The sequence below is a fragment of the Chromohalobacter sp. 11-W genome (genome assembly GCF_029889905.1).
In the GTDB taxonomy this organism is placed as follows: domain Bacteria; phylum Pseudomonadota; class Gammaproteobacteria; order Pseudomonadales; family Halomonadaceae; genus Chromohalobacter.
Map to the genome: position 1 here is coordinate 60,069 of NZ_JARANZ010000007.1, position 21,526 is coordinate 81,594.

The 21,526-nt window shown below is 61.8% G+C and carries 16 protein-coding genes; 4 read left to right on the top strand and 12 right to left on the bottom strand.

Annotated features, from left to right (window positions below; translation table 11 throughout):
- Positions 1 to 14 precede the first annotated feature (14 nt).
- From OP494_RS11180 to OP494_RS11215, 8 genes are all read right to left on the bottom strand, one after another.
- Positions 15 to 629: an NAD(P)H-dependent oxidoreductase gene (locus OP494_RS11180; RefSeq protein WP_280540824.1), complete on the bottom strand. Its 615-nt coding sequence runs from the start codon at positions 627 to 629 to the stop codon at positions 15 to 17.
- Between the two features lie 218 nt (positions 630 to 847).
- On the bottom strand, positions 848 to 1,993 hold the full coding sequence (locus OP494_RS11185; protein WP_280540825.1) for an iron-containing alcohol dehydrogenase: 1,146 nt from the start codon (positions 1,991 to 1,993) through the stop codon (positions 848 to 850).
- Positions 1,994 to 2,045: 52 nt separating this feature from the next.
- A complete protein-coding gene (locus OP494_RS11190) occupies positions 2,046 to 3,428 on the bottom strand; it encodes an aldehyde dehydrogenase family protein (protein ID WP_280540827.1) in 1,383 nt (460 codons plus the stop codon).
- A gap of 60 nt (positions 3,429 to 3,488) precedes the next feature.
- Positions 3,489 to 4,850: a glutamine synthetase family protein gene (locus OP494_RS11195; RefSeq protein ID WP_280540828.1), complete on the bottom strand. Its 1,362-nt coding sequence runs from the start codon at positions 4,848 to 4,850 to the stop codon at positions 3,489 to 3,491.
- A 104-nt stretch (positions 4,851 to 4,954) separates the two neighbouring features.
- Entirely contained in the window at positions 4,955 to 6,007 is a 1,053-nt protein-coding gene (locus OP494_RS11200; protein ID WP_280540829.1) for a TRAP transporter substrate-binding protein, read from the bottom strand.
- A gap of 76 nt (positions 6,008 to 6,083) precedes the next feature.
- Positions 6,084 to 7,406: a TRAP transporter large permease subunit gene (locus OP494_RS11205; RefSeq protein ID WP_280540830.1), complete on the bottom strand. Its 1,323-nt coding sequence runs from the start codon at positions 7,404 to 7,406 to the stop codon at positions 6,084 to 6,086.
- Entirely contained in the window at positions 7,406 to 8,002 is a 597-nt protein-coding gene (locus tag OP494_RS11210; RefSeq protein WP_280540831.1) for a TRAP transporter small permease subunit, read from the bottom strand. Before OP494_RS11210 ends, OP494_RS11205 begins: the two co-directional genes overlap by 1 nt.
- Entirely contained in the window at positions 7,995 to 8,792 is a 798-nt protein-coding gene (locus OP494_RS11215) for an N-formylglutamate amidohydrolase (RefSeq protein ID WP_280540833.1), read from the bottom strand. Before OP494_RS11215 ends, OP494_RS11210 begins: the two co-directional genes overlap by 8 nt.
- Positions 8,793 to 8,924: 132 nt before the next feature.
- Here OP494_RS11215 and OP494_RS11220 point away from each other — a divergent pair, with 132 nt between their 5' ends.
- The gene (locus tag OP494_RS11220; RefSeq protein WP_280540834.1) at positions 8,925 to 9,803 is read left to right on the top strand and encodes a MurR/RpiR family transcriptional regulator; all 879 of its coding nucleotides are present in this window, start codon (positions 8,925 to 8,927) and stop codon (positions 9,801 to 9,803) included.
- A gap of 54 nt (positions 9,804 to 9,857) precedes the next feature.
- Here OP494_RS11220 and OP494_RS11225 read toward each other — a convergent pair whose 3' ends face one another.
- Positions 9,858 to 10,646 carry a C-type lysozyme, inhibitor gene (locus OP494_RS11225; protein ID WP_280540836.1) on the bottom strand — a complete coding sequence of 263 codons (789 nt, stop codon included), beginning with the start codon at positions 10,644 to 10,646 and terminating at the stop codon, positions 9,858 to 9,860.
- A gap of 182 nt (positions 10,647 to 10,828) precedes the next feature.
- Complete coding sequence (metE, locus tag OP494_RS11230; RefSeq protein WP_280540837.1) at positions 10,829 to 13,114, bottom strand: 5-methyltetrahydropteroyltriglutamate--homocysteine S-methyltransferase; 2,286 nt, start codon at positions 13,112 to 13,114, stop codon at positions 10,829 to 10,831.
- A gap of 146 nt (positions 13,115 to 13,260) precedes the next feature.
- On the opposite strand from metE, the gene OP494_RS11235 reads away from it, so the two are divergent.
- Entirely contained in the window at positions 13,261 to 14,175 is a 915-nt protein-coding gene (locus OP494_RS11235) for a LysR family transcriptional regulator (RefSeq protein ID WP_280540838.1), read from the top strand.
- 69 nt (positions 14,176 to 14,244) lie between these two features.
- On the opposite strand, the gene OP494_RS11240 is transcribed toward OP494_RS11235, so the two are convergent.
- Together OP494_RS11240 and OP494_RS11245 are read right to left on the bottom strand one after the other, a co-directional pair.
- Complete coding sequence (locus OP494_RS11240) at positions 14,245 to 15,888, bottom strand: ATP-binding protein (protein WP_280540839.1); 1,644 nt, start codon at positions 15,886 to 15,888, stop codon at positions 14,245 to 14,247.
- A 5-nt stretch (positions 15,889 to 15,893) separates the two neighbouring features.
- Positions 15,894 to 16,613: a response regulator gene (locus OP494_RS11245; RefSeq protein WP_280540840.1), complete on the bottom strand. Its 720-nt coding sequence runs from the start codon at positions 16,611 to 16,613 to the stop codon at positions 15,894 to 15,896.
- Between the two features lie 545 nt (positions 16,614 to 17,158).
- Here OP494_RS11245 and OP494_RS11250 point away from each other — a divergent pair.
- Together OP494_RS11250 and OP494_RS11255 are read left to right on the top strand one after the other, a co-directional pair.
- Positions 17,159 to 20,092, top strand: a complete 2,934-nt coding sequence (locus OP494_RS11250) for a ribonucleoside-diphosphate reductase subunit alpha (protein WP_280540841.1) — start codon at positions 17,159 to 17,161, stop codon at positions 20,090 to 20,092.
- Positions 20,093 to 20,211: 119 nt separating this feature from the next.
- A complete protein-coding gene (locus tag OP494_RS11255; RefSeq protein ID WP_097023530.1) occupies positions 20,212 to 21,468 on the top strand; it encodes a ribonucleotide-diphosphate reductase subunit beta in 1,257 nt (418 codons plus the stop codon).
- The last annotated feature ends 58 nt before the right edge of the window (positions 21,469 to 21,526 follow it).

A 21,526-nucleotide genomic window follows, 5' to 3' on the forward strand; every position in this document is an offset into this window, starting at 1 on the left:
CTCATGCATCAGGGTCAGAGACGTTCCACCGTGTAATTCGCCACCGCCTGACGCGCTTCACCCATGGCCTGCTCACGTACCGCCTCGCCCATGTTGAGGCCTTCCGCATAGATCCAGTCGATGTCGCGAATGCCGATCAAACCCAGCAAGCTGCTGACGTGGCCGGTCTGAGTATCCATCTCGGTACCGGCGTACTGACCGCCGCGTGCCGCGAGCACCAGTGCACGTTTCCCCTCGATCAGGCCTACCGGGCCGCTTTCGGTATACTTGAACGTCTTGCCGGCCCGCAGAACACGGTCAAACCACGCTTTGAGCTGGCTCGGAATGCCGAGGTTGTAAAGCGGCACCGCCAGTACGATCAGATCATGCGCCAGCACCTCCTCGATCAACGTATCGGAACGCGCCGCCAGCTCATGCTGGGCCGCATCACGCTCGTCGGGAGCGGTCATCCAACTGGCCATTTCGGCGCCATCGAGATGCGGAAGGTCGAGCGCCACGACATCGCGCTCGGTGAGCTGGATATCATCGCGCGCGCCGAGCTGCGCCTTGAAATGCGTCGCTAGCGCGCGTGACTGACCGTGTTCACCGAGAATGGAAGCGGTCACCAACAAAACATTGCGAAAGGCCATGCGAAATTCCTCTCATTGAATTCAGGGCATATGGTGCGGATAGCGCCATTATTCGTTGCCCTTTTTGAAAAGAAAAACGCAAAAAAGCCCACAAACCATTCGATATAATGAAACGTTAACCGCAGGTGGCTCAGCGGCTGCTCTCGGCACCCTTGGCATGATCGTCATAGCCCCCGGTCACGAGGGGTGAAAGCCGCGTGCGGGTTGTCACGCGCTGCTCACATGCACTGACGGAACAGCGCCTTGAGATCCTCGACGGTCAAGGCCACCGGATTTCCTCCACAGCTAGGATCTTGAATAGCCATTGCGGCCAAGTCGTCGATGCGTTCCGGGTCGGCGCCGATCTTGGAGAGCGTACGCGGGATACCCAGCTGATCGTTGAGCGCTTGCACGAAGGCTCTGAAACCGTCGAAGCCGCCGTCGATCCCCAAATAGGCAGCCGCCATGTCGAATCGTTCGCGGATGCAATCGGCGTTGAACTCAAGCACCGCCGGCATGCAGACCGCATTGGTGGTGCCGTGATGGGTGTTGAACACCGCGCCAATCGGATGGCTCATCGCATGAATGGCCCCCAGCCCCTTCTGAAAAGCGGTGGAGCCCATCATCGCCGCACTCATCATGTGTGCACGCGCCTCGAGGTCGGTGCCATCGGCATAGGCGCGCGGCAGGTATTCCTTGACCAGCCGCATGCCTTCCAGCGCGATGCCTTGGCTCATCGGATGATAGTGCGGGCTCGAGAACGCCTCCACGCAGTGGGCGAAGGCGTCGAGCCCGGTACCGGCGGTGATCGCCCTAGGCATACCCACCGTCAGCTCGGGATCGCAGAGCACCACTCTGGGTAGGACTCTGGGATGGAAGATGATCTTCTTTTCGTGGGTCTCGGCGTTGGTAATGACGCTGGCCCGCCCCACCTCCGAGCCGGTCCCGGCCGTGGTAGGCACCGCCACGATGGGAGCGATCGCCTCGGCATCGGCCCGCGTCCACCAGTCGCCGATATCCTCGAAGTCCCACACCGGACGCGTCTGACCGGACATGAAGGCCACCATCTTGCCTAGATCCAGCCCCGAGCCACCGCCGAACGCGATCACCCCGTCATGAGCGCCTGCCCGAAAGGCCTCGACCCCTGCCGTCAGGTTGCGTTCGTTGGGGTTGGGATCGACCTCGGCGAAGAGTCCCCGTCCCAGGCCCGAAGTCTCCAGGATGTCCAACGCGGCGACGGTGATCGGCAGCTCGGCCAAGCCGCGATCCGTCACCAGCAGCGGCCGGGTGATGCCCGCCTCGGCACAGGCCTCGGGCAGCTCCTTGATCCGGCCAGCCCCGAAGCGGATGGCGGTGGGATACGTCCAGTTTCCGGTCAATGTCATATCGTCACCTTCTTCAGCCTGTTGTTTTGTTTTCTTTAGATTGTTGTTTTCTTTAGGTCGTTTTTTTCTTTAAATAGTAGGACTTGGGGCGTGTCAGGTTGTGATAGCCGATCACCGACAAGCCGCCGCCGCGCCCCGACTCCTTGCAGCCGGTCCAGCACAGACCCGGGTCGAGATAATCCGCACGATTCATGAACACAGTACCGGTCTCGACCCGGTCGCCCACACGCTGGGCACGCGCGATATCGGCCGTCCACAGGCTAGCGGTCAGGCCGAAGCGGCTGTCGTTCATCAACTGGATGGCCTCTTCATCACCACTCACCTTCATGATGCCGACCACCGGGCCGAAGCTTTCATCGCGCATCACACGCATATCGTGCGTCACTTCCGTGAGGATCTGCGGACTCAGATAGGCGCCGCCATCATCTTCAGGCTTCGGCGTGACTCTGGCCCTCGCGCCGGCGGTCAGGGCCTCATCGACCTGGTCACGGACCTCTCTAGCGAAGCGGATATTCGCCATGGGGCCGATATCCGTATCGGCGGCCAGTGGATTGCCCAGCTTGTAGCCCTCGACGATTGCCACCGCCTTGTCGACAAAGGCCTCATAAAGATTCTCGTGCACATAGATGCGCTCGATCCCGCAGCAGCATTGCCCCGAGTTGAACATCGCCCCATCGATCAAGGTGGCAACCGCGGCCTCGAGGTCGGCATCCTCCATGACATAACCCGGATCCTTTCCGCCCAACTCGAGCCCTAACCCGGTAAAGGTACCGGCCGCCGCCTGTTCCATGGCACGGCCACCGCCCACGGAACCGGTGAAGTTGACGAAATCGAACGCTCGATCGGCAAGCAGCGCCGAGGTGGTGTCGTGATCCAGGAAGACATTCTGGAATACCGCCTCGGGCACCCCAGCCGAATGGAAGGCGCGCGCCATGCGCTCGCCTGCCAATAGGGTCTGGGTGGCATGCTTCAACAGCACGCTGTTGCCTGCTATCAGCGCCGGTGCCACCGTGTTGATCGCCGTCATGTAGGGATAGTTCCAGGGGGCCACGACCAGCACCACCCCGTGCGGAATGCGCTTGATGTAGCGTTTGACGGCGGCGTCCTCGCCCACCGCGATATCGGCCAGCGCCTCTTCGGCGATGGTCGCCATATGGCTACCCCGCTCCTCGAAGCCACCGAACTCGCCACCATAACCAACCGGACGCCCCATCATCTGCGCAAGCTCCGGTACTATCTCATCATTCATCGCTCCCACGGCGGCGATGCCGGCCCGCACCAGATCGATACGCTCCCGAAGGGGACGTGCCGCCCAGTCGGCCTGCGCCGCCCGCGCCCGATCCGCGGCCTGCCGCGCGGCCTCAGGCGATAGCGCCTCACGCTCGGCGAAGACCGTCCCGTTGATCGGCGAGATACACCTCAAAATATGCCCCATCATCCCCTCCCGTTTCTTATTTCCTGTATGGCCGAGCGCAGCCAGTGTTCAGACAAAGCCTCAACACCGCTCGAAACCTCGCACAACCTCATAATCGGTCACCACCCGCTGAAAGTCCTCCAGCTCCACTTCGGCGGCACGCGCATAGTGATCGACCACCTCATCACCCAAGGCTTCGCGCAGCATGGTGGAATCCTTCAGGGCCTGCATGGCATCGCGCAGGTCCTGTGGTATCAGGCCGGTTCCGCCCTCGTAGGTATCGCCCTCGGCGGGAGGAGGCAATTCCAGACCTTCCTCGATTCCCTTGATGCCGGCGGCCAACTGGCCGGCCATGGCCAGATAGGGATTCAAGTCCGAGCCGCCGATGCGACACTCGATGCGCACCGCCTGTGTGCCCTCGGCGCAGAGACGAAACCCTGCGGTACGATTATCCACCGACCAGACCGTACGCGTGGGGGCGAAGGAGCCCTTCTGGAAGCGCTTGTAGCTATTGAGGTAGGGCGCCAGGAAGTAGGTGTAGTCAGGCGCGTATTTCAGCAATCCCGCCAGGTAATGCTTCATCACAGCGGACATGCCCAGCGCATCGCTCTCATCATGGAAGACTGGCTGCCCCTGCTTCCACAGCGACTGGTGGATGTGACTGGAACTGCCCGAATGCGCGTGGTGCCATTTCGGCAGGAACGTCACCGCCCGCCCCTGCTGCCAGGCGATCTCCTTGGTCGCATGCTTGGCGATGGTGTGATAATCCGCCGTATCGAGTGCTTTCGCATAACGGATGTTGAGTTCTTCCTGACCGGCCCCGGCCTCGCCCTTGGTGCCTTCCACGGGGATGCCCGCCACCTGGAGGTGGTTACGTAGCGGACGCAACACATGCTCCTCCTTGGTGGTCTGGAAGATATGATAGTCCTCGTTGTAGCCGCTGATCGGCTGTAGGTCGCGAAACCCTCCCTTGCGAATGTCGTCGAGGCTTTTCTCGAACAGGAAGAACTCCAGTTCGGTGGCCATTATCGCCTCCAGCCCCATCTCCTCCAGTCGCGCCAGTTGGCGCTTGAGGATGGCCCGCGGCGCATGCGGCACTTCAGCGTGGGTGTGATGATCCAGCAGATCGCACAACACCATGACCGTACCTTCCAGCCACGGCATGGATCGCAGCGTGGCCAGGTCCGGTTTCATGATGTAGTCGCCATACCCCGCCTGCCAGGAGGTGCTGGCATAGCCATCGGGCGTTGCCATCTCGAGATCCGTGGCCAGCAGATAATTGCAGCAGTGAGTCTCGTCCCAGCCATCATCCACGAAGTGACGCGCATGGAGCCGCTTGCCCATCAGGCGCCCCTGCATGTCGACAATGCACACGAGCACCGTGTCGATCTCACCGCTCTCGACCTTGGTCTTCAGAGCATCCCACGCCAGCGCGTTGGTCATTTCCGAGGCTCCCAATAGCCATCACCATGACGAGGCCCGACGCTCGGTCGCCCCTCCCCTTTTCAAGCGGCGTGCCCCGGCAGGCGCCAGGGCACGGGGCCGGCTCATGCATCGACGTAACGATAGGGCCTGCCGGCCTTGCGCATATCGGCGTTGTACTGCTTGAAGATTTCGACCACCTTGGCCTTGGTCTCGGATTGCGCCGCGATTTCATCCCAGAACTTCTGGGCCGCCGTTTCTACCTGATCCCACTCGGCATCGGGAATGGACGTCAGCTCCAGCTTGTCGCCGTGGACGCGCAGTCTGGCCTCGCCGCCCCAGTACCAGTACTGGCGGTGATAGTGAGACTGTTCACAGCACACCTCGAACAGTACCCTGAGATCCTCCGGCAGTTCCTCCCAGCGCTCCATATTGACGAAGAAATGGCCAATCCAGGCACCCGAGATGTTGTTGGTCAGGAAGTAGTTGGTGACGTTGGCCCACCCGACCGTGTAGTCCTCGGTGATGCCGGACCAGGCGATCCCGTCCAGCTCGCCGGTCTGCAAGGCCACCTCGATATCCTCCCAAGGCAAAGTGACCGGCACGACGCCGAACCGGGAGAGAAAGCGCCCTGCGGTAGGGAAGGTAAAGATGCGCTTGCCCTCCAGGTCCTTGAGGCTGCGAATCGGCTCCTTGGTGGCGAAATGGCACGGATCCCAGGCCCCGGCACTGACATGCTTGACGCCGACCTTGGCGTATTCCTCTTCCCAGATTTCCTTGAGTCCGTACTGATTGAACAGCACCGGCACATCGAGGCTATAACGGCACCCGAAGGGGAAGTACCCGCCGAAGACGGTCACCTCGGTGGGCGACGCCATCGAATCGTCATCCGATTGCACGGCGTCGATGGTGCCGCGCTGCATCGCCCGGAACAACTCCCCGGTCGGCACCAACTGATCGGCACTGTACAGCTCGATCTGCATGCGATCCCCGGCGATCTGGTTGAACAGGTCGATGGCGGGCTTGGCAACATGCTCGGCCAAGGCGGCCCCGGCATAGGTCTGCATGCGCCACTTGATGGTCGGCTCGGAGGATGACTGGGCCATGACTCTCGAGGCCAGCGGCACGATGGCAGCGCCGGCTGCGGCATTGATCAGAAATTTGCGTCTTGTTGTCATTGTTCTAGTTCTCCTGGTGTCACTATCGAATGGACATAGCCCTGGGTAGGGCTATTGTTGCTCGGTCACACTGCTATCAATTTCCATAAACGTAGCCTGGAAGCCAGAGGGCAATCTGTGGAAAGACCATCACCAGGCTCAGGGCTGCCATCATCACCACCACGAAGGGGAGGATGGATAAATAGATGTCACGCAGCCCGATCTCCGGAGGCGCCATGGCACGCATCAGGAAAAGGTTGTATCCAAACGGCGGCGTCATGTAGGCGATCTGCGTCGTGATCGTGTAGAGCACGCCATACCAGATCAGGTCGAACCCCAGCGCATCGACCAACGGCACGTAAAGCGGCGCCACGATCACCAGCATGGCGGTATCATCGAGGAAGGTTCCCATGACGATGAAGCTGAGCTGCATGAGGATCAGAATCGTCCAGGGCGAGAGTCCCAGGCGCTCGGTAAACAAGCCCTCGATGGCCTTCACCGCGCCCAGCCCGTCGAATATGGCTCCGAAGGCCAGCGCCGCCAGGATGATCCACATGAACATGCAGGAGATGGCCAGCGTCTTTCGCACCGATACCTCGAAGACTTGGCGCGTCATTCGTCCCTTGAGGATAGCCGCCAGCAGCGCAGCCATCGCGCCGACCGCGGAGCTTTCGACCAAAGATGTCCAACCCTTGGCGAAAGGCACCATCATCACCGCAAAGATCACCAGGGGCAGCAGCCCCGCCCTTAGCAGACGCAGCTTCTCGGCCAGCGACACGTTCCGCTCCTCGGCGGGAAGAACGGGCCCCAAGCTGGGCTGAAGGCGGCAGCGCACATAGATATAGAGGATGAACAGCAACGCCATCATCAGCCCCGGCAGCACGCCGGCTAGCCACAACTGCCCTACCGGCTGGCGCGCAATCATGGCGTACAGCACCAGCACCACCGAGGGCGGCACCAGAATGCCGAGACTCGACCCCGCCTGAATGACGCCGGTGACCATGATCTTGTCGTACCCGCGCCGCAGCAGTTCGGGCAAGGCGATGGTGGCGCCGATCGCCATCCCGGCCACCGACAGCCCGTTCATGGCCGAGATCAGCACCATCAGGCCGATCGTGCCGATGGCCAGGCCGCCTTTGACCGGGCCCATCCAGACATGAAACATCCGGTAGAGGTCATCCGCGATACGGCTCTCCGAAAGCACGTACCCCATGAAGATGAACATCGGCAGGGTCAGCAGCGGATACCATTTCATCAGCTTCATCGCCGATGAGAACGGGATATCCACCCCGCCGGTCCCCCACAGCAGGACGCCTGCCAAGGCGCCGACGAAGCCGATGGCGCCAAAAACACGCTGCCCGGTGAGCAGCATCAGCATCATCGAACTGAACATCACGATGGCGATCATCTCGTACGACATCAGTCGAGCACCCCGCGCAGACGGCCGATATCCCGGAAAAATTCGGCGAGAGATTGAAGGATCATCAGCAACACACCGAGACAGAGCACGGCCTTGATGGGCCACAGCCAGGGTCGCCAGGCCGTTGGACTACGCTCCAGGAAACCGAGCTTGTCAGCGGCCGCTTCGGGCCCTTCCGTGAAGAAGGTGACGACGAGGTTGAGGAAGAAGTGGAAGGGCTCATCGCCGAAGTAGCCGAGGGAGTAGGCCATCGACACCAGCCCCCCATAGAGAAGAACACCGAGATAAAAGAGCAGGAAGAAGATCGTGAAGGCATCGACCCACGCCTTGGTTTTCGGGCTCCAGTCGCCGTAGAAGAGATCCATGCGTACGTTCGAACCCATTTGGATCGAGTAGGGCCCACCCAGCACGAAATATGCCACCATGACGAATTGTGCGGTCTCCAGCGTCCACATCGTGGGGTTCCAGAACATCTTGGAGACCGAGGACCACAGCAGCACTGCGATCAGCACGAAGATCAGATACATCGCGATCCGCCCAATGAAGCGGTTCATCGCATCGATCGCGCTGATGTAGCAGAGGATGGCGCTAGGCATCGTGCTTACCCTCCCTATGAGTAAGCTCGACACCGAGCGTTGCCAGCGCCGGCTGGATGAGCTGCATCAGCTCCCGCGCCATGGCGTGGGCGTCTTCCAGAGTGGCCAGCAAATCGTTACGAATCTCGATCATCACGTTCGCCAGGCCATTGTCGATACCGTGGCGCACCAGCGAATGGGTGACGCCGTCCTGCGGCCCGTAGGGCGCGTTGCGCTGTATGCATCGATGAGGCAGGCGATCGGCGTGCGCCAGCATCGCATCGGCCAGACGGCGGTCGACATCATGCAGGATACCGACCTCGACCGCGCGCACCCGGCCATGAAAGGTCGGCGTGAAGCTATGAACCGTGATCAGCACGGTGGGGATATCGTGAGCCGTACGCTGTGCCAGCACCTGTGTCACCGCGTGGCAAAACGGGTAGTAGACGGCCTCGACTCGAGCGGCTCGCTGCGCTGACGTCAGCTCACGATTGCCCGGTACCTCGACGACCTCGGAACGCTCCGGCATTGCGCTTGCCGCCTCGGGAGGGCGATTGCAGTCATAGACCAGCCGCGAGACACGGCTCGCCACCAGCGGGGCATTGAGCAATCCCGACAGCGCAACGGCCACATCGCGTGCGCCAGGATCCCATGCCGCATGACTGTGCCGATGGGAGGGCTCCAACCCCAGCCCATGATAGTGCTCGGGAATATGGTACGACGCATGCTCGCACAGCAGGAGAACCGGGCCCTTGGCATACCCATAGAGAGTCTCGACGTTCGGGGATAATTGTTCTAATTCGCTGGACATCATGATTTCTCCGCGACTCTGTAAAGATATAGACGTCGCCAAGACCACGTGTCAATATTTTTTCAAAGGCCGCGAAAACACTGAAATATCACGGTCAACATCCGCGCAAAGCCTATTCAGGAGGACAGGGCGATGGCGACCACCAATGCCGCCTCAACCGTGCGTGAACTGATCCGAGAGCACTACTCGGCGTTGACGCAAGCGGAACGCAAGTTTGCCAATGCACTGCTCGATAATTATCCCGCGGCTGGCCTCGCCTCAATCACTATCGTAGCGAGCAACGTGGGCGTGTCGTCTCCCACCGTGGCGCGGATGGTCAAGAAGTTGGGATTCAAGGGCTACCCGGAATTCCACAAGGCGCTGTTGCGCGAGCTTGAAGCAAAGGGGATAGGGCCCACCAAGAGGCGTGACAACTGGTCATCCGAGGCCCCCAAGAGGCATCTGCTCAACCGGTTCTCCCAGGCGGTCACCAATAACCTGCAGCAGACCTTCGCCCATATCGACACCGAACGCTTCGATCAAGCGACCCGCCAACTGGCCGATGCCGAGAAGCGCCTTTACATTGTCGGCGGGCGCATCACCCAGGCCCTGGCCGATTATGCCTTCACGCATTTCCAGGCGGTGCGCCCTGGGGTCACCCATATGACCTCGTCCTCGGGGACCTGGCCGCATTACGTGCTGGACATGGAGCCGGGGGACACCCTGCTGATCTTCGACATCCGGCGCTATGAGACCAACCTGCTGCGCCTGACGGAGATCGTGCAACAGCGCGGTGCGCGAATCGTGCTATTCACCGACCAGTGGGGCTCCCCCATCTCATCGCTCGCCGATTTGACCTTTCATTGCTGGGTGGAGATTCCTTCGGGATGGGATTCCAACGTCGCGACCATGATGCTGCTGGAAACCATGATCGCCTCGGTCCAGGAGCAACGCTGGCCCGATGCCAGAGACCGCTATGAACGGCTAGATGAATTGTTCGATACGACCCACTTCTTTCGCAAATTCACCTGACGCCGACGTTCTAGCGGCTTATTCGTCGCCCATGGCTCACGGAATTGCATGCAATCAACGTGTTCGCTCGATGCCCTGCCCGCAGCCAACCCAGGTGCGCCCCGCCTCCTCGACACGTACCCGGACGGGATACGGCTTGCCGCTCATGCTGTCGAAACAAGCCCGCGCCTTGAGCTCGACGGTCACCGGTGCGTCAGCGTCGCCAGCCTCGAGCGTCATTCCAGCCTGGTGGCCGTTGTCGAGCCGCGTGACCCGATAATTCAACGTACGCTTTTGCTCACCGTATTGCGTGACCAGCGTGAGCTGCGGCGCCTCGCGATCGAGTTCGAGCGTCCATCCAGGCTCATTGCCCTGCCCCTTGAAGATCGCATCCGGGGCGTCGGCGCGCGTGATCGCATCGCGTCGAGCATCTTGCTGACAGGCGAGCTGGCCGTTATCGCTTTCGACGTGCGCCTCGTCACCCTGCTGGGCGAACGTCAGGGTGCCTTTCCGGTAACGCTTGCCATCTGCAACCACGCTACGCTCGAGCCCGTAGTACCCCTGCGCCGACCACAACCGCAGGTTATCCCCGGGCGAGGCCGAAATGAGGTCCTGTGCCGGTGTGCAACGCCAGGACACGAATGCCTGCGCACCATCGGCAAAGAAGGCGCTCGGCAACAGCGGCGACTTGGGGGCGTCGTCGTTCTCGTCCGGCTTATCGAGACGCGGCGGCGGGTTGAAATCGCCTCCCGAGGCGTCGCTCACCTGTGGCGGCTTCTCGGCACTCGCGCAACCGCCCAACACGACAGCGCATACCACACCCGACAAGACGTGCCGCACACGCCGAGACATTCTAGGGAACATTCAGCTTCTCCTTGCTGGTCAGGACCCGCCCCACATCAGCGGGGCATATTGCATGCAATATCGATCAATCAAAGAAGGCCGATAGCATACCAGTCCTGATGCCATGAGAAACGCTGGGGGCATGAGAAACGCGCCGCCGAGCGATGGCTCGGCGGCGCGTTCATGGCGTCAACGCGGCAAGCTTAACCGTGACGGCGACGCAACGTCTTGGCCGCATCGACCATGTTGGCCAATGCCGGCTCGACTTCCGCCCAACCGCGCGTTTTCAGCCCGCAATCCGGATTGACCCAAAGCCGCTCGGCGGGAATCTTCTCGGCGGCTTTTTCCATCAACTGCACCATCCACTCCACCTCGGGAATGTTGGGCGAGTGGATGTCGTACACGCCCGGGCCGATCTCGTTGGGATAGGCGAAGTCCTGGAAGGCGTCGAGCAGCTCCATGTCCGAACGCGACGTCTCGATGGTGATCACGTCGGCATCCAGCGCAGCGATGGCGGCGATGATGTCGTTGAACTCCGAATAGCACATATGCGTGTGGATCTGCGTCTCGTCACGGGCGACGGCCGCGCTCAACTTGAAGCTTTCTACCGCCCAGTCGAGGTAGCGCTGCCATTCGCCCTGCCGCAGCGGCAGACCTTCGCGCAGTGCCGGCTCGTCGATCTGGATGATCTTGATACCCGCCGCTTCGAGATCGGCGACTTCGTCACGCAGGGACAAGGCAATCTGACGGCAGGTGGCATCGCGTGGCTGGTCGTCGCGCACGAAGGACCACTGCAGAATCGTCACCGGCCCGGTGAGCATGCCCTTCATGGGCTTGTCGGTGAGCGATTGCGCGTACTCGCTCCAGCGCACCGTCATCGGGCCGGGGCGGCTCACATCACCGAAGATCACCGGCGGCTTCACGCAACGTGAACCGTAACTCTGCACCCAGCCGAAGCGCGTGAAGGCAAAGCCATCCAGCAGTTCGCCGAAGTATTCGACCATGTCGTTACGCTCGGGCTCGCCGTGGACCGGCACGTCGATATCCAAGGCGTCCTGGCGCTCGACGGCGTGAACGATCTCCTCGCGCATGCGGGCCTCATAGGCATCCCGACCTAATTCACCATTCTTGAAGGCGCGGCGCGCAGCGCGGATGTCCTGCGTCTGCGGGAACGAACCGATCGTGGTGGTCGGAAACAGCGGCAGGTCGAGGTGACGAAGCTGAGCCTTGGCACGTGCACCGTAAGGGCTCGGGCGTTCGGCGTCGGCGGCGGAAGTACCCGCCAGGCGCTCGCCCACGGCGGGTTTGTGAATGCGTGGGGAGTTGCGGCGTGCCTCCAGCGCTTGCGTGGCGGCCTCCAGACGAGCAGTGTCGTCCGGGGTCGCACGGCCATCGAGCAAGTGCGTCACGGTGACGATTTCATCGAGCTTCTGGCGGGCGAAGGCCAGCCAATTCTTGAGCTCGGCGTCGAGATCGGTTTCCGCGTCGAGGTCCACCGGCACGTGCAGCAGCGAGCAGGAGGCCGAGATCCACAGACGCTCGCCGAGGCGCGCGCGGGCCACTTGCAGGCGCTCGCGCAGCGCCGCCAGATCAGCGCGCCAGATGTTGCGCCCGTCGATGGCGCCGATGGACAGCACTTTATAGGTGGGAAGACGGTCGAGCACCGCATCGAGCTGTTCGGGCGCGCGGACCGTATCGATATGCAGCCCGGCGACCGGCAATCCGGCGGCCAGGCCCAGGTTGTCGCCCAGGGCGCCGAAATAGGTCGCCACCAGAAGCTTGACCCGCGCGGACTGCAACTTGTTGTAGGCGGCCTCGAAGGCCTGGCGCCAGTCGCGCGGCAAGTCCTGCACCAGGGCCGGCTCGTCGAGCTGTACCCATTCGACGCCCTGCGCCGCCAAACGCTCGAGGATCTCGCCATACACCGGCAACAGCGCATCGAGCAGGGTCAGACGGTCGAGCCCTGCGCTTTTTTCCTTGGCCAGCCACAACCAACTGATGGGGCCCAGCAACGCTACCTTGACCGGGTGCCCTTCGGCCTGGGCCTCGGCAACCTCGTCGAACAACCGCGTGGAGGCCACCCGGAAGCGTTGATCGGTATGCAGCTCGGGGACCAGGTAGTGGTAGTTGGTGTCGAAATACTTGGTCATCTCACAAGCCGCCGCTGGCTCGCCGGTGGGCGCTCGGCCACGCGCCATGCGGAACGTGGTATCCAGATCGACCTCGCCTTCGACGGCACCGAAACGCGGCGGCACCGCACCCAGCAGCGCACTGACGTTGAGCACCTGATCGTAGAAGGCGAAGTCGCCCACGGTGACGAGATCGAGCCCCGCATCGCGGCTGGCTTTCCAATGCGCGGCTCGCAGCGCCTTGCCGCTCTCTTCGAGCGCGGCCTGATCGATATCGCCTTTCCAGTAAGCCTCGACGGCCTTTTTCAACTCACGGTTCGCGCCAATGCGTGGATAACCCAGAACGTGTGCCAGCGCCATCGTGTTTCCCCTTGCGGTATGCGGCTAGAATAAGTGACTTCGTGGTCACGGCAGCGCCGTGATGTGCTGGCGGGCAGTCTCGCTGGCGGCAGCGCGTGAATCAAACTAAATTAATTAATCATCAAAATGAACGGCTCTCATACACCATGCTCGAGCTTCGCCATCTCCGCACCTTGATCGCATTACGTGACGCCGGCTCGCTCGTCGAGGCCGCCGAACGCGTGCATCTCACCCAATCGGCGCTCTCGCATCAGATCAAAGATCTCGAGGAGCGCCTGGACACGCCCCTGTTCCAGCGCAAGACACGTCCGGTCACCTTCACGCGGGCGGGCGAGCGTCTGCTCGCGCTGGCCGAACAGATCCTGCCGCAGATCCGCATGGCGGAACGCGACCTGGCACGCCTGGCCGGCCATGAACAAGGGCGTTTGCACATGGCCATCGAGTGCCATAGCTGCTTTCAATGGTTGATGCCGACCATCGATCATTTCCGCGATCACTGGCCGGAGGTCGAGGTCGATATCCCCAGCGGCTACAGTTTCGATGCCTTGCCGTCACTGGCGCGGGAATCGCTGGATTTGGTGATCACTGCCGACCCCCAGCCGCTAGCCGGGATTCATTACGAACCCTTGTTCCGCTACGAAGGGCTACTCGCGGTGGGCAAGCAGCATGCCCTGGCACGCCGCGACTGGGTCACGCCGGAACAACTGGCCGACGAGACACTGATCACCTACCCGGTGGAGCACACGCGCCTCGACGTCTTCACCCAGTTCCTGACGCCCGCGGGCTTCACACCGGCCGAGGTGCGCACCGCCGAGCTGACGATCATGATGATGCAGTTGGTGGCCAGCGGTCGGGGGGTCTGCGCGCTGCCCAATTGGGCGCTCACGGAGTATCTGGAGCGCGGTTATGTGCGCGCCCTGCATCTCGGCGAGCAGGGAGTATGGAGCACGCTGTTCGCGGCGATTCGCGAGGAGAGCCGTGACGAGCCGTGGATGGAGGACTTCCTGCGCACCGCGCGCGAGACCTCCTTCTCGGTACTCGAGGGGATCAAGCCGGCGTAGCCACGTCTCGTCGCCACGCTTGCACGCCATCGCTGGCGGCATGCACACGTCTACCGAGTGCGATAGCGCTCAAACATCGCCTAGGCGGCGCCCCCACGGATGGCGCGGCTCGCCCTGAAGCATATCCGACGTCGGCAGCAACAGGCTGAAGCGCGCCCCGCCGAGGCGTTGGCTGCGTTCGACCACGACGCTGCCGCCATGCCAGGCCATGATTTTCTGTACGATGGAGAGCCCCAGGCCATAACCGCCGGAGCGCCGCGTGCGACTGTCGTCGAGACGCGCGAAGGGTTTGAAGATCAACAGGCGGTCGGCTTCGGGCACCCCCGCGCCGTCGTCTTCGACATCCAGCCGCACGGCCCGCGCTTCCCGCGTCACGCTCACATGGATATGCCCTTCCGCATGGCGGCAGGCATTGGCCACGAGATTGGCAAGCGCGCGCTGCAGATAACGCGGATCAGCCTCGACATCGACGTCCTCGCCTGCCAAGACTTCCAAGCGCAAATGCGCGTGCAGCGGCGCCAGGGTATCGACCACGCGATGGGCCATGGCGCGACAATCGGTGGTCTCGGTGGCGAGCTGGATGCCCTGGGCGCTGTCACTGCCCAGGCGGGCGTAGGTCAGGATCTCATCGACGAGTTGATCGAGTTCCTCGATATCCCCGTCGATGTCCTGCAACTGACGCCGCACCACGGGTTCTTCGGTCATGTCTTCGACCATCTGCACCGCGAAACGAATACGTGCCACCGGAGTGCGCAATTCATGGGAGACGGCGCGGATCATTTCCTGCTGCGTACGCAACAACGATTGCACCTGGGCCGCCATGCCGTTGAAGGCCATCCCCAGCCGCCCGAGAAAGTCGTTGCTTTCGACCTTGACGCGGGTATCCAGATGGCCCCCGGCGATGCGCGTGGCGGCACGCTCCAAGCGCTCCACGCGCCCTTCCACACCGCGCACCACGAAGTAGATGGTGCCCGCCAATACCAGCAACATGATGCCCAGCAGGACCAGCGCCAACGAGATAGGCATCGGTTCGAAGGACGGGATGGGGCCGATATCGAGCCAGCGATCCGCTCCCAACCGTGCGTGCACATACAACACGCCGAGCCCCGGCTCGAGGCGCACGACGACTTCACCGCCCTCGAGACGCGATTGCTGGATAGGATCGACCCCCGAGGGTGGCGTCGGTGAGACCTCCAGCGGGATCTTGAAGACACGCTGAAGGCGCGCCAGACGCTCGGCGCGCTCATCTTCCGAAACGCCGCTGAGCCAGGTTCGCAGAGCCTCGGTCGCGCCGCGTAACTGCATCTCCTTGAGCCCACCAACACGCACTTCCAGCAGCCAAGGCGCATCCGGCAGACGCCTTAGCACCGACCATGCCGCGTCATGACGCTCGACCAGCGGCCGCCCTTCATTGAGCCGCGAGCGGTCGAAGTAACTCAGCGCTACGTCATCGATGGGGTGCAACGTCATGGGAACACCCAGCGTCGACGACATCGACGCCAGCCATTCATCGCGCTCGTCGACCGGCTGCTCGGCGGCCAGATGCGCGAGCACCTGCATCGGGCCGCTGGCCAAACGCTCGCGGTAATTCTCCTGACGCACCTGATCGACCACCAGGTACCCCAGTAATGCGAGTCCGAATGTCAGCACCAACGCCAGCAACAACAAGGCGTAAACGCGCAGGAAGGTGCTGTCCGACAGGGTTCGCCGCATCAACGTTAGCTATCCTTGACGAACAGATACCCTTTACTGCGCACGGTCTTGATTCGGTGCGGTTGGTTGGGGTCGTCGCCGATCTTGGGCCGAATACGCGAGACCCGTACATCGATCGAGCGATCCTGTCCGTCATACTTGATGCCCCGCAGCTGCGAAAAGATTTCCTCGCGGGTCAGTACGCGGCCGGCATTGCCAGCCAACAGCCACAATAGGTCGAACTCGGCGCTGGTCAAGTCGATGCGCTCGTCGTTGAGCCAGGCCTCGCGGGTGGCGCTATCGATGAGCAGATCGCCGAAGTTCAGCCGGGTGGCACCGCTAGCGGCGTCCAGAGCATCGGCACGGCGCAGCAGGGCGCGCATGCGCGCCAGCAGCACGCGCGGCTGCACCGGCTTGGGCACATAGTCGTCGGCGCCCATTTCGAGCCCCAGCACCTGGTCCATGTCGTCGGTACGCGCGGTCAGCATGAGAATGGGGCCGGCATACTGAGCACGCACACGACGGCAAATGGAAAGACCATCCTCGCCGGGCAACATGAGGTCGAGAATGACCATATCCGGCTGCTCGTCGAGAATACGCTCCACGGCACGTGCGCCGTCGTATTCCAGATCGACCTGGAACTCATTCGCCTCGAGGTACTCCCGCGTCAGATGCGCCAGCCGCTCGTCGTCCTCTATGATCAGGACGTGATCGTGATGTCTGCTGCTGTCCAAGCTGTCATCCATCCCTTTACATTAGTGCCATGAAGCCCTGCCTACCTTCGGCCTTGTCGTGCGAGTTCCGTTCGTCTTTATTTTGTATTCTTCGCGCTATCCAAAGAGACTCCGCCTGAATAAGCGGTGCGACAAAGGGGTGCATGCCGCCACTCCCTACCATAGCGGAAAGCAAGCGATGATACCCGAATTCACTCTCGAGTAGCTGTCGAGCATCATAGAGATCGCCACGCTGATTGAAAAATCGTCGCGTAGCAGCGAGTTATAGATATCTTGACGGAGCGCAAGAACAACCCCCAAGAGAGACACAGACTATCCACAGCTTATCCACTTGCGACCCCTGAGAAACAGCTCTATCTTGTGCTCATCATCAAGACCCACCCCATATATAGGGATCACAGTATTTAGCGTGCTCGTCCCGAATGGGCCTCTTCCGGCACGAAAATGCCGAGACAAGACGGCTAATTCGGCCATCGTCGCCATAAAGCTCGACTTCTCGCGATGCGACATGACCGGCGGCACCTTTTCCCTTGGACCCGTAACGACAGGAAGGCGTCATGGATACCACTCTTTCTTCCCCTGACAAGGCGTCAGTAGACATCACCGCGCCGCAGCGACTGCGTGTCATCAAGCGAGGCGGTGATGTTGCAGCCTTTGATGGCAGCAAGATCTCGGTGGCGATCACCAAGGCATTCATCGCCACCGAAGGCGATAATGCCGCAGCATCGTCACGCATCCGTGACTTCGTTCACGAGGCGACCCAGAACATCGTCGATACCTTCCTGCGTCGCATGCCCGATGGCGGCACCCTGCACATCGAAGACATTCAGGACCAAGTCGAGCTGGCTCTGATGCGCGCCGGCGAGCAGAAAGTCGCCCGCGCCTATGTGCTGTACCGCGAGGAACATGCTCGCGCCCGTCAGCCCCAGAACGGCGATATCGCCAAGCCCCACCCCAGCCTCAACGTCACGCAGGCCGACGGCACCGTGCGTCCGCTGGACCTGGGCCGGGTCGAGACGCTGGTGTTTGACGCCTGCGAAGGGCTCACCAACGTCGAGCCACAGAAGATCGTCGACGCGTCGCTGAAGAATCTCTATGACGGCGTTTCCATCGATGGCGTGTCGCAAGCGCTGACGATGACCGCGCGCACCTTGGTCGAAAAAGAGCCCAACTATACCTACGCCACCGCGCGACTCTTGCAGGACAACCTGCGTCGCGAGGCACTCTCCTTCCTGGATATCGCCGACGAAGCGACTTACCAGGAGATGGCCGACCTCTATGCGCCGGCCTTCAAGGCCTACATCGCCAAGGGCATCGCGTTCGACCAACTCGACCCGCAGCTTGCCGAGTTCGATCTCGAGCGCCTCGGTGCGGCGTTGGATCACACCCGCGACGCCCAGTTCACCTACCTCGGCCTGCAGACGCTTTACGACCGCTACTTTCTGCACCACGACGACATCCGCTACGAACTCCCGCAGGTCATGTTCATGCGTGTCGCCATGGGCCTGGCGCTCAACGAAGACGATCGCGAAGCGCGCGCCATCGAATTCTACGAGTTACTCTCGAGCTTCGACTACATGGGCTCCACGCCGACGCTATTCAACGCTGGCACCGTCAAGAGCCAGCTTTCTTCGTGTTATCTCACTACCGTGCCCGATCAGCTCGATGGCATCTACGGGGCGATACGCGACAACGCCATGCTCTCAAAGTGGGCCGGCGGATTAGGCAACGATTGGACCCCGGTGCGTGCACTGGGCTCCTACATCAAGGGCACCAACGGCAAGTCGCAAGGCGTGGTGCCGTTCCTCAAGGTGGTCAACGACACTGCCGTGGCCGTCAATCAGGGTGGCAAGCGCAAGGGCGCGGTCTGCGCCTATCTCGAGACCTGGCATCTCGACGTCGAGGAATTTCTCGAACTGCGCAAGAATACCGGTGACGACCGCCGCCGTACCCATGACATGAACACCGCCAACTGGGTGCCGGACCTGTTCATGAAGCGGGTCTTCGACGACGAAGAATGGACGCTGTTCTCGCCGTCCACCTGCCCCGATCTGCACGACCTGTACGGCGCCGCCTTCGAAAAGCGCTACGCCGAGTACGAGGAAATGACCCGCAACGGACAGCTCAAACTGTTCAAGCGCGTCAAGGCCAAGGACTTGTGGCGCAAGATGCTGTCCATGCTGTTCGAAACCGGCCATCCGTGGATCACCTTCAAGGACCCGTGCAACCTGCGCAGCCCGCAGAACCATGCCGGCGTGGTGCATAGCTCCAACCTGTGCACGGAGATCACCCTCAATACCTCGGCGGACGAAATCGCCGTGTGCAACCTGGGCTCGATCAACCTGGCGCAGCACATCGTCGACGGCGAGCTCGATGGCGACAAGCTGAAGAAGACCGTCAAGACGGCCGTGCGCATGCTCGATAACGTCATCGACATCAACTACTACGCCGTGCCGCAGGCCAAGAATTCCAACTTCAAGCACCGCCCGGTGGGGCTCGGCTTGATGGGCTTTCAAGACGCGCTCTACAAGCGTGGGATCGCCTACGCCTCCCAGGAAGCCGTTGCATTCTCCGACACCTCGATGGAGCTGATCAGCTATCACGCCATCGAAGCCTCCAGTGACCTGGCCGCCGAGCGCGGACGCTACCAAAGCTTCGAAGGCTCGCTATGGAGCAAGGGCGTGCTGCCCATCGACTCCATCGCGAACCTGGCCGAGGAACGCGGCGCCGACTATATCGAGGTGGACACCTCCACCACGCAAGATTGGACGCGTCTGCGCGACAAGGTCACCAGCCAAGGAATGCGCAACTCCAACGTCATGGCGATCGCGCCGACCGCGACGATCTCCAACATCTGTGGCGTGACGCAGTCCATCGAGCCGACCTACCAGAACCTGTTCGTCAAATCGAACCTCTCCGGCGAGTTCACCGTGGTCAACGCCTACATGGTCAACGATCTCAAGGAACGCGGCCTGTGGGACGAGGTCATGATCAACGATCTCAAGTACTACGACGGTAGCGTGCAGCCCATCGACCGCGTGCCGGACGACCTCAAGGCCCGCTATGCCAGTGCCTTCGAGGTCGAGCCCAAGTGGTTGGTCGAAGCCGCCGCACGGCGCCAGAAGTGGATCGATCAGGCGCAGTCGCTGAACCTCTACATCGCCGGCGTCTCGGGCAAGAAGCTCGATGTCACCTATCGCATGGCCTGGTTCCGTGGCCTCAAGACCACCTATTACCTGCGCGCGCTAGGCGCCACCTCGGTGGAAAAATCCACCGTCGATCGTGGCAATCTCAATGCCGTGGGCAACGCCGATAGCAGTGCGGCGGCGTCGACTCAACCCGCCGCCAGCGGCGCACCCAGCCCAGCGGCCAGTGGCGCCTCCGGCGAAGCACGCGGCATCGACGACTTCCTGAGCGGCAAGAGCGGCAGCGGCTCGCGCGCGCCCTCGGCGGGCGATATCGACGAGCTCGGCTGCGAGGCTTGCCAGTAGACGCTGACCACTTTTATTCGACGTGGCCTCAGCCGCCTGTGGGAGCGAACTTGTTCGCGAATGAATTCGCTCCCACATCCCAAGCCGACGCCATTCGTCAACGGACAAGAGAGAAGAACATGTTGAACTGGGACGATTTTCACGAAGACACGGTTGATGACGAGAGTGCCGCCGCCGAGCCTCAAAAGCCCGCGCCGGCCGCTAAGCCGACAGCGCAACCTGCGGCCCCGGAACCCGAGCAGGTGCGCGAAAGCGCGTCACGCTACCAGGTGGCCGATGAAGACCGGCTAGCGCGCGCCCGCAAGTCTCTAGACGAGCTCGATGTCGCCGCCGGCCTGGAAGAGCTGGAAATGGGTGCGGCGCGTATCGAGGTCGACGACAAGAAGATGATCAACGCCCGCGCCGACCTCAACCAGTTGGTGCCCTTCAAGTATGAGTGGGCGTGGCAGAAGTACCTGGACGGCAGTGCCAATCATTGGATGCCCCAGGAAGTGAACATGAACGCCGACATTGCGCTGTGGAAAAGCAATGACGGCCTGACCGAGGACGAGCGTCGCATCGTCGAGCGCAGCCTGGGCTATTTCTCGACCGCCGACTCGCTGGTCGCCAACAATCTGGTGCTGGCGCTGTATCGCCTGATCACCAATCCCGAATGCCGCCAGTACCTGCTGCGCCAGGCTTTCGAAGAAGCGATTCACACCCACGCTTACCAGTACTGCGTGGAATCGCTGGGCATGGACGAAGGCGAGGTCTTCAACATGTATCGCGAGGTGCCCTCGGTCGCCGCCAAGTCGGCGTGGAGCCTCAAGCACACCCAGTCGCTGGCGCGCCCGGACTTCCACACCGGCACGCCGGAAACCGATCAGGAGCTGTTGCGCAATCTGATCGCCTTCTACTGCGTGACGGAAGGCATCTTCTTCTATTGCGGCTTCAGCCAGATCCTCTCCATGGGCCGGCGCAACAAGATGACCGGCGTCGCCGAGCAGTTCCAGTACATCCTCCGCGATGAGTCGATGCACCTGAACTTCGGCGTCGACATGATCAACCAGATCAAGATCGAGAATCCGCACCTGTGGACGGCAGAATTCCAGGACGAAGTCACTCAGATGATCATCGAGGGCACCGAGCTGGAAATCGCCTATGCGCGCGATTCCATGCCGCGCGGCGTGCTGGGCATGAACGCCGCGATCATGGAGGAGTACCTGCACTTCATCTGTAACCGCCGCCTGGCGCAGATCGGTCTGAAGGAGCAGTATCCCGGCGCCGACAATCCCTTCCCGTGGATGAGCGAGATCATCGACCTGCGCAAGGAGAAGAACTTCTTCGAGACGCGCGTCACGGAATACCAGGTCGGCGGCGCGCTGAGCTGGGATTGACACGTCACATGCAAGGTTTCGAGTGGGCCGTGTCATGCGACATGGCCCGCTTTGCGTC

Excerpts from the sequence above, each read along its gene's own strand:
- OP494_RS11245 (WP_280540840.1), bottom strand. The coding sequence starts at position 16,613 with ATGGATGACAGCTTGGACAGCAGCAGACATCACGATCACGTCCTGATC.
- OP494_RS11235 (WP_280540838.1), top strand. The coding sequence starts at position 13,261 with ATGCTCGAGCTTCGCCATCTCCGCACCTTGATCGCATTACGTGACGCC.
- OP494_RS11220 (WP_280540834.1), top strand. The coding sequence starts at position 8,925 with ATGGCGACCACCAATGCCGCCTCAACCGTGCGTGAACTGATCCGAGAG.
- OP494_RS11195 (WP_280540828.1), bottom strand. The coding sequence starts at position 4,850 with ATGACCAACGCGCTGGCGTGGGATGCTCTGAAGACCAAGGTCGAGAGC.
- OP494_RS11215 (WP_280540833.1), bottom strand. The coding sequence starts at position 8,792 with ATGTCCAGCGAATTAGAACAATTATCCCCGAACGTCGAGACTCTCTAT.
- OP494_RS11180 (WP_280540824.1), bottom strand. The coding sequence starts at position 629 with ATGGCCTTTCGCAATGTTTTGTTGGTGACCGCTTCCATTCTCGGTGAA.
- OP494_RS11205 (WP_280540830.1), bottom strand. The coding sequence starts at position 7,406 with ATGTCGTACGAGATGATCGCCATCGTGATGTTCAGTTCGATGATGCTG.
- OP494_RS11255 (WP_097023530.1), top strand. The coding sequence starts at position 20,212 with ATGTTGAACTGGGACGATTTTCACGAAGACACGGTTGATGACGAGAGT.
- OP494_RS11250 (WP_280540841.1), top strand. The coding sequence starts at position 17,159 with ATGGATACCACTCTTTCTTCCCCTGACAAGGCGTCAGTAGACATCACC.
- OP494_RS11240 (WP_280540839.1), bottom strand. The coding sequence starts at position 15,888 with ATGCGGCGAACCCTGTCGGACAGCACCTTCCTGCGCGTTTACGCCTTG.
- metE (WP_280540837.1), bottom strand. The coding sequence starts at position 13,114 with ATGGCGCTGGCACACGTTCTGGGTTATCCACGCATTGGCGCGAACCGT.
- OP494_RS11190 (WP_280540827.1), bottom strand. The coding sequence starts at position 3,428 with ATGGGGCATATTTTGAGGTGTATCTCGCCGATCAACGGGACGGTCTTC.
- OP494_RS11225 (WP_280540836.1), bottom strand. The coding sequence starts at position 10,646 with ATGTTCCCTAGAATGTCTCGGCGTGTGCGGCACGTCTTGTCGGGTGTG.
- OP494_RS11200 (WP_280540829.1), bottom strand. The coding sequence starts at position 6,007 with ATGACAACAAGACGCAAATTTCTGATCAATGCCGCAGCCGGCGCTGCC.
- OP494_RS11210 (WP_280540831.1), bottom strand. The coding sequence starts at position 8,002 with ATGCCTAGCGCCATCCTCTGCTACATCAGCGCGATCGATGCGATGAAC.
- OP494_RS11185 (WP_280540825.1), bottom strand. The coding sequence starts at position 1,993 with ATGACATTGACCGGAAACTGGACGTATCCCACCGCCATCCGCTTCGGG.